The sequence below is a fragment of the Microbacterium sp. LMI13-1-1.1 genome, assembly GCF_040815625.1.
GTDB lineage: Bacteria > Actinomycetota > Actinomycetes > Actinomycetales > Microbacteriaceae > Microbacterium > Microbacterium forte.
This window is the reverse complement of sequence record NZ_JBFPNL010000007.1, coordinates 89523-105006: the sequence shown is the minus strand read 5'-3', so window position 1 is coordinate 105006 and position 15484 is coordinate 89523. Positions and strand designations below refer to the sequence as shown.

General features: G+C 68.7%; 18 protein-coding genes. 13 read left to right on the top strand and 5 right to left on the bottom strand.

Annotation, left to right across the window (positions count from 1 at the left end; translation table 11 throughout):
* Positions 1-5: 5 nt before the first annotated feature.
* Together MRBLMI13_RS16795 and MRBLMI13_RS16790 are read right to left on the bottom strand one after the other, a co-directional pair.
* On the bottom strand, positions 6-509 hold the full coding sequence (locus MRBLMI13_RS16795) for an amino-acid N-acetyltransferase (protein ID WP_042539928.1): 504 nt from the start codon (positions 507-509) through the stop codon (positions 6-8).
* 122 nt (positions 510-631) lie between these two features.
* A complete protein-coding gene (locus MRBLMI13_RS16790) occupies positions 632-3157 on the bottom strand; it encodes an ATP-dependent Clp protease ATP-binding subunit (protein WP_367824036.1) in 2526 nt (841 codons plus the stop codon).
* A 227-nt stretch (positions 3158-3384) separates the two neighbouring features.
* Here MRBLMI13_RS16790 and MRBLMI13_RS16785 point away from each other — a divergent pair, with 227 nt between their 5' ends.
* From MRBLMI13_RS16785 to MRBLMI13_RS16775, 3 genes are read left to right on the top strand one after another with little or no spacing between them, the layout of a single operon-like run.
* Positions 3385-4005 (top strand): hypothetical protein, encoded by a 621-nt coding sequence (locus tag MRBLMI13_RS16785; RefSeq protein WP_367824034.1) that lies wholly within the window; start codon positions 3385-3387, stop codon positions 4003-4005.
* Complete coding sequence (locus MRBLMI13_RS16780; protein WP_042539922.1) at positions 4005-4640, top strand: hypothetical protein; 636 nt, start codon at positions 4005-4007, stop codon at positions 4638-4640. Before MRBLMI13_RS16785 ends, MRBLMI13_RS16780 begins: the two co-directional genes overlap by 1 nt.
* The gene (locus tag MRBLMI13_RS16775) at positions 4637-4867 is read left to right on the top strand and encodes a helix-turn-helix domain-containing protein (RefSeq protein WP_367824032.1); all 231 of its coding nucleotides are present in this window, start codon (positions 4637-4639) and stop codon (positions 4865-4867) included. The genes MRBLMI13_RS16780 and MRBLMI13_RS16775 overlap by 4 nt, the downstream gene beginning before the upstream one ends.
* A gap of 1 nt (position 4868) precedes the next feature.
* On the opposite strand, the gene MRBLMI13_RS16770 is transcribed toward MRBLMI13_RS16775, so the two are convergent.
* Positions 4869-5240 (bottom strand): YbjQ family protein, encoded by a 372-nt coding sequence (locus MRBLMI13_RS16770; RefSeq protein ID WP_367824030.1) that lies wholly within the window; start codon positions 5238-5240, stop codon positions 4869-4871.
* Positions 5241-5347: 107 nt separating this feature from the next.
* On the opposite strand from MRBLMI13_RS16770, the gene MRBLMI13_RS16765 reads away from it, so the two are divergent.
* The gene (locus tag MRBLMI13_RS16765; RefSeq protein ID WP_367824028.1) at positions 5348-5686 is read left to right on the top strand and encodes a hypothetical protein; all 339 of its coding nucleotides are present in this window, start codon (positions 5348-5350) and stop codon (positions 5684-5686) included.
* Positions 5687-5830: 144 nt separating this feature from the next.
* On the top strand, positions 5831-7258 hold the full coding sequence (locus MRBLMI13_RS16760) for a dicarboxylate/amino acid:cation symporter (protein ID WP_367824026.1): 1428 nt from the start codon (positions 5831-5833) through the stop codon (positions 7256-7258).
* Between the two features lie 63 nt (positions 7259-7321).
* Here the strand turns inward: MRBLMI13_RS16760 and MRBLMI13_RS16755 are convergent, their stop codons facing one another.
* On the bottom strand, positions 7322-9052 hold the full coding sequence (locus MRBLMI13_RS16755) for a cation:proton antiporter (RefSeq protein WP_367824024.1): 1731 nt from the start codon (positions 9050-9052) through the stop codon (positions 7322-7324).
* Between the two features lie 69 nt (positions 9053-9121).
* On the bottom strand, positions 9122-9406 hold the full coding sequence (locus MRBLMI13_RS16750; RefSeq protein WP_056374218.1) for a MerR family transcriptional regulator: 285 nt from the start codon (positions 9404-9406) through the stop codon (positions 9122-9124).
* 122 nt (positions 9407-9528) lie between these two features.
* Here MRBLMI13_RS16750 and MRBLMI13_RS16745 point away from each other — a divergent pair, with 122 nt between their 5' ends.
* The 8 genes from MRBLMI13_RS16745 to MRBLMI13_RS16710 all read left to right on the top strand — a co-directional run bounded on the left by MRBLMI13_RS16745 (position 9529) and on the right by MRBLMI13_RS16710 (position 15397).
* Complete coding sequence (locus MRBLMI13_RS16745) at positions 9529-9951, top strand: Hsp20/alpha crystallin family protein (protein WP_042539909.1); 423 nt, start codon at positions 9529-9531, stop codon at positions 9949-9951.
* 55 nt (positions 9952-10006) lie between these two features.
* Positions 10007-10243: a DUF2795 domain-containing protein gene (locus MRBLMI13_RS16740; protein ID WP_056374222.1), complete on the top strand. Its 237-nt coding sequence runs from the start codon at positions 10007-10009 to the stop codon at positions 10241-10243.
* Positions 10244-10307: 64 nt separating this feature from the next.
* Positions 10308-11348: an LLM class flavin-dependent oxidoreductase gene (locus MRBLMI13_RS16735; protein ID WP_367824021.1), complete on the top strand. Its 1041-nt coding sequence runs from the start codon at positions 10308-10310 to the stop codon at positions 11346-11348.
* Positions 11349-11602: 254 nt separating this feature from the next.
* Positions 11603-12526 (top strand): endonuclease domain-containing protein, encoded by a 924-nt coding sequence (locus tag MRBLMI13_RS16730; RefSeq protein WP_367824019.1) that lies wholly within the window; start codon positions 11603-11605, stop codon positions 12524-12526.
* A 334-nt stretch (positions 12527-12860) separates the two neighbouring features.
* Positions 12861-13070: a methyltransferase gene (locus MRBLMI13_RS16725; protein ID WP_042540132.1), complete on the top strand. Its 210-nt coding sequence runs from the start codon at positions 12861-12863 to the stop codon at positions 13068-13070.
* A 91-nt stretch (positions 13071-13161) separates the two neighbouring features.
* Positions 13162-14427 carry a gephyrin-like molybdotransferase Glp gene (gene glp / locus MRBLMI13_RS16720; RefSeq protein WP_367824017.1) on the top strand — a complete coding sequence of 422 codons (1266 nt, stop codon included), beginning with the start codon at positions 13162-13164 and terminating at the stop codon, positions 14425-14427.
* Positions 14424-15116 carry a molybdenum cofactor guanylyltransferase gene (gene mobA / locus MRBLMI13_RS16715; RefSeq protein WP_367824015.1) on the top strand — a complete coding sequence of 231 codons (693 nt, stop codon included), beginning with the start codon at positions 14424-14426 and terminating at the stop codon, positions 15114-15116. The genes glp and mobA overlap by 4 nt, the downstream gene beginning before the upstream one ends.
* Positions 15113-15397: a DUF6457 domain-containing protein gene (locus tag MRBLMI13_RS16710; RefSeq protein ID WP_367824013.1), complete on the top strand. Its 285-nt coding sequence runs from the start codon at positions 15113-15115 to the stop codon at positions 15395-15397. The genes mobA and MRBLMI13_RS16710 overlap by 4 nt, the downstream gene beginning before the upstream one ends.
* Positions 15398-15484 lie beyond the last annotated feature (87 nt).

The window sequence follows — 15484 nt, the reverse complement described above, 5'->3', positions numbered from 1 at the left end:
TCAGGTTAGTTGAGGCTCTTCAGCATCCTGGTGTTGCCGAGCGTGTTCGGCTTGACGTGCGCGAGATCGAGGAACTCCTCGACACCCGCGTCGCCGCTGCGCAGCAGCTGCGAGTACACGTCAGGGTCGACGACCTGTTCGCCGATGATCGAATAGCCGCGCCGGCCGAAGAAGTCGACTTCGAAGGTGAGGCAGAACAGTCGACTGAGGCCGAGCTCGCGCGCCTGCTCTTCTAGCGCGCCGACGATGGCGCCGCCCACGCCATGGTGCAGCCAGTCACCGCGGACCATGAGGGTGCGCACCTCGCCGAGGTCCTCCCAGAACACGTGAAGCGCGCCGCATCCGATCAGCTCGCCGTCGGCTTCGGCGACGACGAACTCCTGCACCGCGCCATAGAGCACTGCCAGGTCTTTGCCGAGCAGGATGCGCTGCTCGACCATCGGCTGCAGCAGGTTGCGGATGCCGATGATGTCAGCGCTGCGCGCCGGCCGGACGATGTACTCGCTCACACGTCAAGCCTAGAACCCGTCACCTCCCGAGACCCTGAGCGGACGCGGAATGCCGGAGTGCTGGACCACCCGGACACGCAGAAGGGGCGGATGCCGCAGCATCCGCCCCTTCTGTGATCAGGTCACTCCCCGCTGGCGACCGCCAGGTCAGGGGTGCCGGAGATCGCTCCGCCGGTGTTCACGCCGACCGCGACCTTCTCGCCGCGGGGGCCGTGCTCGAAGAAGAACTCGCCGTCCTTCGAGTCGACCTTCACGTGGTCGCCCGGGTTGAGCTCGCCGTGCAGGATCTTCTCGGACAGACGGTCCTCGACCTCATGCTGCATCGCGCGACGCAGGGGGCGGGCACCGAGTGCCGGGTCGAACCCGATCTCGATGAGACGCTCCTTGGCGGCCTGAGACAGCTCGATCGTCATGTCGCGGTCGAGCAGACGCTCGCCGAGGCGCTTCGTGAACAGATCGACGATCTGCACGAGCTCCTCCTTCGACAGCTGCGGGAACACGATGATGTCGTCGACGCGGTTGAGGAACTCGGGCTTGAAGTTGCGCTTGAGCTCTTCGTTGACCTTGCCCTTCATCCGCTCGTAGTTCGTCGAGTTGACGCCCTCGATCTGGAATCCGACCGGACCACCGGCGATGTCACGAGCACCGAGGTTGGTGGTCATGATGATGACGGTGTTCTTGAAGTCGATCACGCGGCCCTGACCATCGGTCAGTCGACCCTCTTCGAGGATCTGCAGCAGCGAGTTGAAGATGTCCGGGTGGGCCTTCTCGATCTCGTCGAACAGCACCACGCTGAACGGCTTGCGGCGCACCTTCTCGGTGAGCTGGCCGCCCTCTTCGAATCCGACGAATCCGGGAGGAGCACCGAACAGACGCGAGACGGTGTGCTTCTCACCGAACTCGCTCATGTCGAGCGAGATGAGAGCGGCTTCGTCGTCGAACAGGAACTCGGCGAGTGCCTTGGCCAGCTCGGTCTTTCCGACACCCGTGGGGCCCGCGAAGATGAACGAACCGGAGGGACGCTTCGGGTCCTTGAGGCCGGCACGCTGACGACGGATCGTCTTGGAGAGCGCCGCGATGGCCTCTTCCTGACCGATGACGCGCTGGTGCAGCGCCTTCTCCATGAAGACGAGTCGCGAGGACTCCTCTTCCGTCAGCTTGAAGACCGGGATGCCGGTGGCCTGTGCGAGCACCTCGGCGATCAGGCCCTCGTCGACGACCGCCTGGGTCGCGACGTCACCCGAACGCCACTGCTTCTCGAGGCGCAGGCGCTCGGCGAGGAGGCTCTTCTCCTCGTCGCGCAGCGATGCGGCCTTCTCGAAGTCCTGGTCCTCGGACGCGACTTCCTTCTGCTCGCGCACCTTGGCGATCTTCTCGTCGAACTCACGCAGCTCGGGCGGGCTCGACAGGATGCTGAGGCGCAGGCGTGCACCGGCCTCGTCGATCAGGTCGATGGCCTTGTCGGGCAGGAACCGGTCGGAGACGTAGCGGTCGGCGAGGTTCGATGCCGCGACGATCGCGCCATCGGTGATCTGCACCTTGTGGTGCGCTTCGTACCGGTCGCGGAGTCCCTTGAGGATGTTGATCGTGTGAGGGAGGCTCGGCTCGTTCACCTGGATCGACTGGAAGCGACGCTCGAGAGCGGCATCCTTCTCGAAGTGCTTGCGGTACTCGTCGAGCGTGGTGGCGCCGATGGTCTGGAGCTCTCCACGAGCGAGGAGGGGCTTCAGGATGCTGGCCGCGTCGATCGCGCCCTCGGCGGCACCCGCACCCACGAGGGTGTGGATCTCGTCGATGAAGACGATGATGTCGCCGCGCGTGCGGATCTCCTTGGTGACCTTCTTCAGGCGCTCCTCGAAGTCACCGCGGTAGCGGGAGCCGGCGATGAGAGAGCCGAGGTCGAGCGAGTAGAGCTGCTTGTCCTTCAGCGTCTCGGGCACATCGCCCTTGACGATCGCCTGGGCGAGGCCCTCGACGACGGCGGTCTTGCCGACGCCGGGCTCACCGATCAGCACGGGGTTGTTCTTGGAGCGGCGAGACAGGATCTGCATGACCCGCTCGATCTCCTTCTCGCGCCCGATGACCGGGTCGAGCTTGTTGTCGCGCGCGGCCTGCGTCAGGTTGCGACCGAACTGGTCGAGCACCTGCGAGCCGCCCTGGGCGCTCGGGGTGTCGTTCGACTGCGCGCCGACGGCTGCCGGCTCGCGTCCGGGAGCACCCGACAGGAGCTGGATGACCTGCTGGCGGACCTTGTTGAGGTCGGCGCCGAGCTTGACGAGCACCTGGGCTGCGACACCCTCGCCCTCGCGGATGAGGCCGAGCAGGATGTGCTCGGTTCCGATGTAGTTGTGGCCGAGCTGCAGAGCCTCACGGAGGCTGAGCTCGAGCACCTTCTTGGCGCGCGGCGTGAACGGGATGTGACCGGTGGGCTGCTGCTGGCCCTGACCGATGATGTCCTGCACCTGCTCGCGGACGGCGTCAAGGGAGATACCGAGGCTTTCGAGCGCCTTGGCTGCGACACCCTCACCCTCGTGGATGAGGCCGAGCAGGATGTGCTCAGTGCCGATGTAGTTGTGGTTGAGCATCTTCGCCTCTTCTTGGGCGAGGACGACCACTCGACGGGCTCGGTCCGTGAATCTCTCGAACATGCTGTGACTCCTTATTCGCACGGGGCGAAGCGCTGAGTCCTCGACGGGTCTCCGCGCCTGTACATCGAGAGTAACCACCGTGCGGATGCTGTATGCCCGTGTTCGCCGTCGGCATAGCGCCGTGACGGTCGGTGACGGCGCTCTCGTGCGGCCGGGGTTGACTCACTTATCGACAGTCGTTATGTTAACGATTATCGGTAATAACGACTCTCGATAAGGAGTGGATGATGACCTCGACGAAGGACCGCACGATCTCTCGCGGTGACTCCGGCGCCCTGATCGGCTTCTGCATCGCGGGAGTCCTGATCGCCGCCTACATCACGGTGTTCTCGATCATCCGGATCATCGAACTCGCCCGGGGCGTCGATGTGCCGGTGCTGATCGAGTTCGCCCCGGATGCGTCCGCCGTCGACCTGCCGCTCTCGACTGGAGGCAGCGTGGCCGTGGGGCTAGACAGCGGCACGATCATCGCTCCTCAGCTGCCGGCGATCGCCGCGGTGCCGGGAATCATCGGCCAGGTGCTGCAGATCATCACGATCCTGGTCGTGATCGGATGCCTGATCCTGCTCGCGCGCAGCACCGTCAGCGGCCGCATCTTCGGCCGCGGTCGCACAGCCCTCGTGGCCACAGCCGGCGCCACCGGACTCCTCGGCTTCGCGTCGGTGCGCTTCTTCGACAACATGCTCGCGAACGCCACCGTCGCGCGGATCACCGACAACGCCATCGACAACGCCGTGATGAGCGTCGAGCCCTTCACCTTCATCCTCGGGGCGTTCGTCATCGCCCTCATCTGCACGGTGTTCTCCATCGGCGACCGCCTGCAGCGCGACACGGACGGGCTCGTCTGATGAGCACCGTGACCGCGACACGCTCCCAGACCGCCGATGCGATCACGGTGATCCTCTTCGGCGCCGCCGCTCTGGTGGTGACGGCGATCAGCACCGTCCTGCGCGTGCTCGGAACCTTCCGAGACCAGGGCATCGCGTGGTCCATCCCGATCGACGAACAGCCGATCGACGCGACCGTCGGCTCAGGAGCCGCGTCGGTCGAGGGGATCGCTCAGGAGGCGATGGTGTTCGCCACCGGAGTGGATGCCGCCGCGACCGCAGCGATCATCGGCTCGCTCGTGCTGTGGGCGCTCGCCCCGTTGATCGTCATCGTCGGCGTGATGCTCGTCGCCTGGAACTTCCTCCGCGGACGCTTCTTCGTGCGGAGCAACGCGCGGGCCTTCGACGCGATCGGCTGGACTCTCGTGCTCGCTCCGATGTTCATCGTGCTGCTCGAGAAGCTGGGGCTGAACGGGGTGTCCGCTGCGGTGGGCCTCGGCTCCGGCGAGCCCGTGCATCCGATCGAGTTCTGGTCGATCGTCCCGATCTTCGCGACCGGTGTCGCGGTGGGACTCATCGCGGCAGCGTTCCGGCAGGGCATCCGCCTGCAGCGCACGAACGCGGCCCTCGAGGACGAGACGAGGGGACTCGTATGACCCCGGCCGAGAACGACGACGAACTCACCGGCATCCACTGCCGCCTCGACGAGCTGCTCGCGGAGCGCGGCATGACTCTGACCGAGCTGAGCGCGCGCGTCGGCGTGAGCATCGTCAACCTGTCGGTGCTGAAGAACGACCGGGCGCGAGCGATCAGGTACTCGACGTTGCGCGCGATCTGCGACGCCCTCGGCTGCGAGGTCGGCGAGCTGCTCGTGCTGGCGTAGGTCAGGCCTGCGGCGGCTGCGGAGGCTGCGCGACCGGCGCGACCGGCGCGACCGGCGCGAGAGGTTCGACGACCACGGCGGTGCCGTAGGCGCAGATCTCGGTGAAGTTCTGGATCGACCCGGCGTCGAAGCGCATCGCGACGATCGCGTTGCCACCGCGCTGCTGCGCCTCGGCCCACATGCGGCCCATCACGACCTGCCGCGCCTCGTACATGACCTGCGTGTACTCGGGGATCTCCCCACCGCCGAGCGAGCGGAACCCGGCGGCGAAACCCTGCCCGAAGTCGGTCGATCGCACCGTCAGACCCATGACCTCCCCCAGCACCTGGGTGATGCGGTAGCCGGGGATGTCGTTCGTGGTCACCATGAACATGAGGCCATCGTGGCAGAACACTGCCGGCGCGACCAGGCTGCATCACGAAGACCGCGCCCGGCGCAACCCCTGCTATGAAATTTCTGTGTGTCGATAGCGTCGACCGCATGAACCTCAACGACCGGAACCTGCGCACACCCGCCCGCATCCTCATGGCCCTGCCCATTGCCGCACTCGCCTTCTCTCTCGCCGCCTGCGGTGGCACGTCGCGTCCAGCGGTCGACGACGTCGCAGACGGCATCCAGAAGGTCTACGAGGACCAGGGGCTCGGCGACGCCGTGACCGACGACGTCGCGACCTGCTTCGCCGAGGCGCTCGTCGACTCCGACCTGAGCAACGAGACCCTCACCTACATCGCCAACGGCGAGGACAAGCAGTCGAGCGAAGAGGACAAGGCTCTGACCACGCAGATCCTGACCGACAACCTCGAGAAGTGCGCGGCCTGACCCGCCGGATCGCCTGACGAAGGATGACGGATGGCGCGGCATCCGTCATCCTTCGTCATCTCAGCCTCGGAATTCACTCGCCCTCATAGCGTTGGGCGTTATAGCGCGCACACGGCGCGCACCGATTCTGGAGTCCCCAATCCAATGAGCACCACCGCCCGCCCCACGAAGGCGCCTGACACCCGCGGTCCCGTCCGGAAGCTGCTGACCTCGTTCGGCTTCCAGATCCTCGCGGCCCTCGTCCTCGGCATCGCCGCCGGCCTGATCGCCCGCCAGCTGGGCGCCACCGCCGACAGCCCGAACGGCCTCTCGGCCACCCTCGACACGATCGGCAGCTCGTACGTGACACTGCTGCGCGCCGCCGTCGTGCCGCTGATCTTCACCGCGATCGTCGCCAGCATCTCGAATCTGCGCCGGGTGCAGAACGCCGCGCGCCTCGCGGGGCAGACCCTGCTGTGGTTCGCGATCACCGCATTCATCGCCGTGATCATCGGAATCACGCTCGGCCTGGTCATCCAGCCGGGAAACCGCGCCGGTGAGGGCCTCGAGCCCGGCGACCCGTACACGGTCGGCACGTGGTGGAACTTCCTGCTGGGTCTGATCCCGCAGAACTTCCTCGGGCTCAGCGTCAGCACGAACCCGGGAGCCACCGACGGCACGTTCTCGTCGAGCGTGAACTTCAACATCCTGCAGGTCATCGTGATCGCGGTCGCCGTCGGCATCGCCGCTCTCAAGGCCGGCAAGAAGGCCGAGCCGTTCCTCGCGTTCACCGAGTCGCTTCTGAAGGTCATCCAGCGCGTGCTGTGGTGGATCATCCGCATCGCCCCCCTCGGCACGTTCGGTCTCATCGGCGCCGCGGTGGTCAAATACGGCTGGGAGAAGCTGGCGTCGCTCGGCTGGTTCGCGATCGCCGTCTACGTCGGCCTGGCTCTCGTGCTCTTCGTCGTCTACCCGATCCTGGTGAAGACGCACGGACTCTCGATCAAGCAGTACTTCTCGGGCGTCTGGCCCGCCGTGCAGCTGGCGTTCGTCAGCCGCTCGTCGATCGGCACCCTGCCCCTCACCGAGCGCGTGACCGAGCGCAACCTCGGCGTGCCCCGCTCGTACGCCTCGTTCGCCGTGCCATTCGGTGGGACCACGAAGATGGACGGCTGCGCCGCGATCTACCCCGCCATCGCCGCGATCTTCGTCGCACAGTTCTTCGGTATCGAACTGAACCTCGTGCAGTACCTGCTGATCGTGCTCGTCTCGGTCGTCGGCTCCGCCGCCACCGCCGGCACCACCGGAGCGACCGTCATGCTCACGCTGACGCTGTCGACGCTGGGCCTGCCGCTCGAGGGCGTCGGACTGCTGCTCGCCATCGACCCGATCCTCGACATGGGCCGCACCGCGGTCAACGTCGCGGGCCAGGCGCTCGTGCCGACCATCGTCGCGAAGCGCGAGGGCATCCTCGACGAGGAGCTCTACAACGCACCGCGCGAGGGCCTGCCGTTCGCCGACGACTCGGCCGACGACGAGGCACCCGAGGCGGATGCCGCAGCATCCGAGAAGGAGCCGGCCGGCACCCGCTGACCCTTCGCCGCACCGACCGAGCGCCTCGCCCCACTCAGGGGCGGGGCGCTTGCCTGTCTCCCGCTATGCGCGACCCTGCAGACGCGTGGCGGCGCGAGTGTCGAGGGCGAGCTCCTCGGCATCCATCGCGGCCATCAGCTCGCGCATGACCTCCTCGTCGAGGTTGCCGGCGTCTCGCTCTGCGAGGAGGATGTCACGGCGCACCTGCAGCCACCCGCGGGTGAGCGCTGCGAGGTCTTCGTACGAGGGGCGGGTCACCGCCTCCTCGACCTCCTGCGCCTCGTCTGCGGCCTTCTCGACCCTGGTCATGCGCTTGGTGAAGGCATCGAAGACGCCGATGTCGACGCTGCCGTACTTGTCGACCCACTCGTCGCGCTTCTCGGCGAGGAAGGCCTTGCCCGCCTCGCGGCTCTTGGCCTTGACGTCCGCGATCGCGCGCTCGTCCTCTTTGTCATCGACGTCGCTGGCGATGCCGAGACTGCGGATCAGCAGCGGCAGGGTCAGGCCCTGCAGCAGCAGTGTGCCGAGGGTCACGACGTAGGCGACGACGACGATCGCGTGCGACGGCTCGGTGTCGAGAGCAGCGAGATCGGCTGCGGCGAGCGCGGTCGCCAGCGTCACCACACCGCGCATGCCCGCCCACGAGATGACGGCGTTGTCCTTCCAGGTCAGCTGCAGCCCTGCCATGCGGTCGCGCACGATCTTGGAGCGCAGCTCTTCTGCGCTGTACTGCTTCCAGCGCTTCGAGTCGCGGCGGCGCTCGTCGAAGGCTCCGGATTCGACCGTTCGATCCCAGCGTTCCAACCGTTTGCGGTCTTGGAAGTTCGCCCAGAGATTCGTCGGGTACACGTAGAGCGGCCGCACGAGCAAGACGACGAGCAGCACGACACCCGACAGCGTCAGGATGCGACCGACCTCCTCGCCGCCGAGGTCGCTGAGCACGCGCGGGAACTGCAGGCCGATGTAGGCGAACACGAAGCTCTCGAGCAGCAGGTCTGCCGAGAGCCAGAGGGGCGCCTCCTGCTGACGGGTCGTGTAGTCGGTGCGAGGCGAGTTGTATCCGACATACAGGCCCATCGCGACGACCGCGAGCACGCCCGAGCCGAGCAGGTGCTCGGCGATCGCATATGCACCGAACGGGGCGAGCAGACCGAACGTGCCGATCACGACCGGGTCGCTGATGCGCATGCGCAGCTGGTGCAGCACGATGCCGAAGACGAGTCCGACCGCGACGCCGACGCCGACCGCGAGCAGGAACTGCCAGATGCCGTCCCAGACGGTCAGGGTCGCCCCGGCGATGATCGCCGCGAACACGCGATAGAGGGTCAGCGAGGTCGCATCGTTGATCAGGCTCTCTCCCGACAGCACCGTCATGATGCGGCGCGGAAGCCCGAGCTTGCGGCCGATGGCCGCGGCCGAGACGGCATCGGGCGGTGCCACGATGGCGCCGAGCAGCAGCGCGCCCGGCAGGGTCAGCGACGGCAGGATCCACCACGCCACCAGCCCCACGGCGACAGCCGTGAGCAGCACGAGGGTGACGCCGAGGCGCCGGATCTGCGGCAGGCTGCGCTTGAAGCCCACGAACGACACGTCGAGCGCCGCCGAATACAGCAGCGGCGGCAGCACGAGGTTCAGCAGCAGGTGCCCGTCGATCTCGACCTCGGGAACGAACGGCAGGAAGGATGCCGCGAGCGCGACCACCGTGACGAGCAGCGGAGCCGGCCATCCGCGCCATCGGGCGATCGCCGCCACGACCACAGCACCGACGAGCACGTAGAAGATCTCGGCATCCATGCCCCTAAAGTACTGCCCTGCCGCGCCGCCGCCGGGCGGTTCCGACGGGGTCGGGCGGTTCCGACGGGGTCAGGGACGATCGTCCGCGAGTTCGTCGCGGAGTCCCGCGTTCTCGTCCTCCAGATCGAGGACTCGTCGGATGCCGACGATGTTGATGCCCTCGACACGCAGGCCCGTCACCCGACGGATGCGGGCGAGATCGTCGTCGCTGTATCGGCGCGTGCCTCCGTCGCTGCGCGCAGGCGTGACCAGGCCCTTCGCCTCGAAGAGCCGCAGACTCGCTTCGGGGACGCCGCTGAGCTGGGCGGCGACGGCGATGCCGTACACCGGCATGCTCGGATCACGGTCATCCATCGGCAGCTCCTTCTCGTGGCACTTGCATTATATTCGATGTTGTTCTATAACAAATCTATAGCAATGGATGCAGATAATCTGCATCTCTAACGCCCACCCGGGCCACACGAAAGGAGACACTCATGGCCATGTCCTTCGATCCGTTCAGTCAGCTCGACCGCTTCGCTGCGAGCGTGCTGGACTCCGTCCGCGCACCGCGTCTCATGCCGGTGGACCTCTACCGCGACGGCGACAAGTACGTCCTGCACGCCGATCTTCCCGGCATCGATCCGGGCTCCATCGACGTCGACCTCGACGGCGGCCAGCTCACGATCCGCGCGCAGCGCACGGCCGACGGCCGCGAAGGCGTCCGCTGGCTCGCCCGCGAACGCGGAGCGGGCTCGTTCCTCCGTCAGTTCTCGCTCGGCGACGGAGTGGACCTCGACGCGATCAGCGCCTCGTACGAGAGCGGCGTGCTCTCGGTGATCATCCCCGTCAGCGAGAGGGCGAAGCCGCGCAAGATCGAGGTCGAGTCGAGCGACAGCCGACAGTCGATCGCTGCCTGACAGCACGGGGGCCGGGGCGCACCCGGCCCCCTTCCCTCTCTGGAAAGGACGACCCATGCACAACTCCGCTGCACTCGACCGCTTCCTGCGCGGGATGGAGTACCCGGCGACGCGCGACGACCTGTTGCGCGAAGCAGCCCGTGACGGTCTCGGCTCCGACGATCGAGCGGTGCTCGCTCGGCTTCCCGAGCAGAGCTTCAGCGCGGCCTGGCACATCCGCTACCACCTCGCGCGCCACGCTCTGGCCGAGGAGTTCTCGCCGTCGGCATCCTCCGCCCTCGCCGCAGCGTGACGACCCACCGGCGACGATGGGGCGGGCGGGAATTCCCCGCCCGCCCCCGCCGTTGCATTCGGGGATGACTTCCACCGCGCTCTCCGTCCTCGACCTCGTCCCCGTTCGCACCGGCCAGACCAGTGCCGAGGCGATCTCCTCCTCCCTCGATCTCGCCGCGACCGCCGACCGCCTCGGCTATCGCCGCTACTGGTTCGCCGAGCACCACAACATGCCGGCCGTGGCATCCACCACTCCCCCGGTGCTGATCGCCGCCGCCGCGATGCGCACGACGAAGATCCGTCTGGGATCGGGCGGCGTCATGCTGCCCAACCACGCCCCGCTCATCGTCGCCGAGCAGTTCGCCGCGCTCGAGGCGATCGCGCCAGGACGCATCGACCTCGGCCTCGGCCGCGCCCCCGGCAGCGACCCGGTCATCACCCAGCTGCTGCGCGGATCGGGCACGACGAGCGACGTCGAGCAGTTCCCCCGCAACGTGCAGGACATCGCTGCGCTCCTCTCGAGTGACGGCGCCACCGTGCGCTTCACGTCGGGTGGCGAGTACACGGTGCACGCGACGCCCGCCGCCGGCGGAAGCCCCGAGGTCTGGCTGCTCGGGTCGAGCGATTACTCGGCGCAGCTCGCCGCATCGCACGGGCTGCCCTATGTCTTCGCGAACCACTTCTCGGGCCAGGGTCTCGAACGAGCGCTCGACCTCTACCGCACCGGCTACCAGCCGAGCGAAGAGCACCCCGAGCCCCGCACGTTCCTCACGGTCAACGTCGTCGCCTCGCCGACGCAGGAGGAGGCCGAGGCCCGTGCCCTGCCGCAGCTGCGCATGATGTCGCGCCTGCGGCTGAACAAGCCGCTCATCGCGCTCGAGACCGTCGAAGAGGCGCTCGGTGCCGAGTCGGATCCCGCGACCGACCAGGTCGTCGAAGCAGCCCGCTCGCGGTGGTTCGTCGGCACGGGAGAGTCCGTCGCCGAAGAGGTGCGTGCGTTCGCGACGAAGTACGGCGTCGACGAGGTCATGCTCTCACCCGTCGCCGGGGCCTACGAGTCCGAGCCGCGCGACGCCGCCGCCGGCCGCGCGCAGACGCTCGAGCTCATCGCCGCCGCTCTCTAGTCGCGGTCCTCCCGCCCGCGGGCGTGGATGGTCAAAAGCGCACGCCTGAGGGCCGCGTGGGATGCGTTTTTGACCACGCTCCTCCGCTCCGATGCTCTTTCGACCATCCATCGGCGTACGGGCGACGTCGCTGACGCGACGACGGCCTGAATCACTCCTCCACCACTGCGGCGGGGAGACCGACTTATGCACAGCTCCCGGCCCGCAACGCGCACCTCTCCGAATGGCGCTTCCCGGACGCGGATGCTGGGGAGATGCGTCGTCGATCTGTGCTGCCGCCCACACTCGGAGCCACCTTCACCGTTCGAGCGGCGGCGGAAGCGGGGGTGGGACGCGGACGTGCGGCAGCCGCCGACCTGCACCGCCCCTTCCACGGTGTGCGATCGCTCACTCCTCAGACGACACCTCTGCACAGAGTGTTCGCGCTCGCCTCTCGACTGAGACCGGGACAGCTGATCGGGGGCGCGGCCGCGATGCGCGTGTGGGGCTATCCCGTTCCGGGCTCGTGGAAGGTCACCGACGACATCGACGTCGTCGTGGCGACGGATGCCGTCCGGCCGCGCACGCGGGGTGTGAGGAGCCGAAGGCTCGCAACCGGCAGAGCACAGCTGTGGTGGATCGGCCGCGTCCCCGTCGTCGATCCTCTGACCGCCCTCTTCCTCTGCGTCGCGTCGTTCACCGACGACGAGCTCGTGGTAGCCCTCGACGCTCTCGTCACGACCGCAGACAACTACCCGGGGCTGCGCGCCGACCGACCCCTGCACACGGTCGAGGAGATCGAGACGCGTCTGCGCCACTGGGGGCGCTTCGCCGGGTGCGCGCGCGTGCGAGCTGCGCTGCCCGCGGTGCGTGCGGCCGTCGAGTCCCCGAAGGAGACCGAGACGCGACTGCTGCTCGTCGCGGCAGGCCTTCCCGAGCCCGTGGTCCAGCACGAGATCCGTCGCGACGGCGTGATCACCGCGAGAAGCGACCTCGCGTATCCCGAGCTCCGAATCGCCGTCGAATACGAGGGCGACGGACACCGAACCGACCGCGACCAGTGGCGCCGTGACATTCAGCGGCAGCGAGAACTCGAGGACATCGGCTGGATCGTCATCCGAGTGACGCAACTCGACCTCGACGACGGAGGACGGATGCTGCTCGACCGCATCCGCCGTGCGATCGCGTCTCGCTCCTGACATCGCCCCCCTGCCCCTGCGCCCGCCCCCGCCCCCGCCCCCGCGCCCGCGCCCGCGCCCGCCCCCGCGCCCGCGCCCGCGCCCGTGCCTGCCCCTGCCCCTGCGCCTGCCCACCGCTCCCCTGCGTGCGCACGACCGCCCCGCACGACCGACGCGCTGAGTGGTCAATAACGCATCCCCACCGGCCCGTAGCCGTGCCTTTTCGACCATCCACCGACCGGATGCTGCGCTTTTGACCACGCGCCGCCGCACCGGCGCCCGCGCACCCTCAGACAGGGGCTGGTATTCCGGTGCGCCGGGGCGTACCCTCACCAGCAACGGAAGGGGTTCGATGATGAGCACGACCAAGACTCTGGCCCTCTGGGTGGCGTACGGCACGAACGGAGTCGTCGGCAGCATCCGACACGATGACGGGGGATACACCGTCGTCATGGCCGGAGCGGATGCCGCGACGGGCACGTATCCGACCCTGGAATCGGCCAAGGGTGCGCTGCATTCGCACATGCTGCCGGGCAGCGGCTGGCCGATGTTCCGCGAGCACTGACTCGAGAGCGCTGACACCAGAACGGGGAGACAAGGGGAAGAGGGGCGACGCGGTCGCGGGGACACCCCCGCGACCGTCGTACGCTGACTGCATGCACCACGCCACCTCCCTCGCTCCTCGTGCCATGCTGACGGTCGAGGAGCAGCAGGCGAAGGTGTCGGCCGCCGCCCGGCCGCTCCGCGCAGAGGCGGTGCCGATCGCACGGGCAGCCGGTCGCACCCTCGCGGACGACGTGCGCGCCCGGGTCGATGTGCCGCTGTTCGACAACTCCGCGATGGACGGATACGCCGTCATCTTCGCCGACGTCGAGGCAGCGACGGCCGAGCACCCTGCCGAACTACGCGTCATCGCCGACCTGCCGGCGGGGTCGTCCGAGGAGCCCGAGCTGCGTCCAGGGCTGGCCGCTCGGATCATGACCGGTGCTCCCGTGCCGCGTACGGCGACCGTCGTCGTGCCCTTCGAGCACACCCGTGACGGGCTGCAGGCCTGGGACGCCCCGGCCATCGTGACCACGGCTCCTGCCCGCGAGGGCGCTCACATCCGCCGCCGTGGAGAGGAACTGCGCGCCGGCGAGGTCGTCGCGCCGGCGGGCACCGTGCTCGGGCCGCTGCAGCTGACGGCCATCGCGGCCACGGGCATCGACACCGTGCAGGTGCGTCGCCGCCCCCGAGTCGCCGTGATCTCGACGGGCACCGAGCTCGCCGCCCCCGGCGCAGACCTCGCCCGAGGGCAGATCCCCGAGTCGAACTCGGTGCTGCTCGCGTCGATGTGCGCCGAGGCGGGCGCCGACGTCATCTCGGTCGACACGGTGACCGACGAGGATGCCGCCTTCACAGCCCTCGTCGACCGTGCGCTGCACTCCGGCCGCGTCGATGTCGTGGTCACCTCGGGCGGCGTCAGCGCCGGCGCCCACGAGGTCGTCAAGAACGTGCTGCGCGATCGCATCGAGTTCGTCGCGGTCGCCATGCAGCCCGGCCGACCGCAGGCCTTCGGACGAATAGACGACGCGCTGATCTTCGGCCTGCCGGGCAACCCCGCCAGCGTCGCCGCCTCGTTCGAGGCGTTCGTGCGCCCGGCACTGCTCGCTCTCCAGGGGCGTGAGCCGCTGCAGCGCCCGATGATCCGTCTCACGACCACCGCCGGGTGGCGCAGCCCGGCAGGACGACAGCAGTATGTGCCGGTCACTCTCGACCGATCCGACCCCGCCGCCTGGGCGGTGCACGCGGCAGCCGCCGACGGGTCGTCCGGCGCGCACCTCGCCGCAGGACTCGCCAGAGCGGATGCCTACGCCGTCGTGCCCGCCGAGGTATCGGCGGTGGCCGCCGGCGACCTCGTCGACGTGATGCTGCTCTCGTGACCGCAGCAAGCGCCGCCGACGCGAGCGCCGCCGACACGAGCGGCGCAACCGCGGCGATCGTCCTTGCGGGCGGGCGGGCGTCTCGGCTCGACGGTGCCGCCAAGCCGCTGCTCGACGTGGGCGGTCGCACGCTGCTCGATCGGGCGGTCGCGGCCGTCGCAGGCTGCGACCCGATCATCGTCGTCGGACCGCCCGCGCCCGTGCAGGGCGAGGTCGTCTGGACTCGCGAGACCCCCGAGTTCGGCGGCCCGGTCGCCGGCGTCGCGGCCGGACTCGCACGCACCGAGAGCGCTGACGTGTTCGTGCTGGCGGCCGACCTGCCGAACGCCGAAGAGGCGGTCGCGCTGCTGCGTCGGCATCCGCCCCTCGCCGGCGGCGAAGACGGCGTCTGCCTGACCGACGACTCCGGGCGGATGCAGTGGCTGATCGGGCTCTATCGCACCGACGCGCTGCGCCGAGCTGTCGCCCCCCTCCCCGACGGCGGCCGAGACGCATCCATCCGTTCACTGCTCGCGGGCCTCACCATCGGCGCTCTGCCGGCGGGAGCCCTGGCGGCCGACGTCGACACGTGGGACGATCTCGAACGAGCCCGCGCCGCCGTGCAGGCACCCCGCAACGGCACAGACGCCGACCACGACAACGGCACAGACGCCCCGCGTGGCAGCGCACCGAACGAGGAGACGACATGACCGACCAGCCGCAGCATCTTCCGGTCGAGGCCCTCGACGACTGGACGTCCGCCGCCTGCGCCGCCCTCGGGATCGACCGCGCGTCCGTCGACATCGGCCTGCTCCTCGATCTCGCCCGCGACGTCGCGCACGGCGTCGCGCGCCCCGCCGCCCCGCTCAGTGCCTACCTCGCCGGCCTCGCGGCAGGTCGCGCGGGCGGCAGCCGCGAGGACACGGCCGCGGCGGTCGCCACGATCACCGCGCTGGCGGCATCCTGGCGCGCCGACGACCACGATTCCTGAAGTTCTCTCATCGCCGACCTCCCCGATGTGATCGAGAAGTAATCACACCGAAACGGCATGCGCGCGGCCCTGCAACATCCGCCGCCT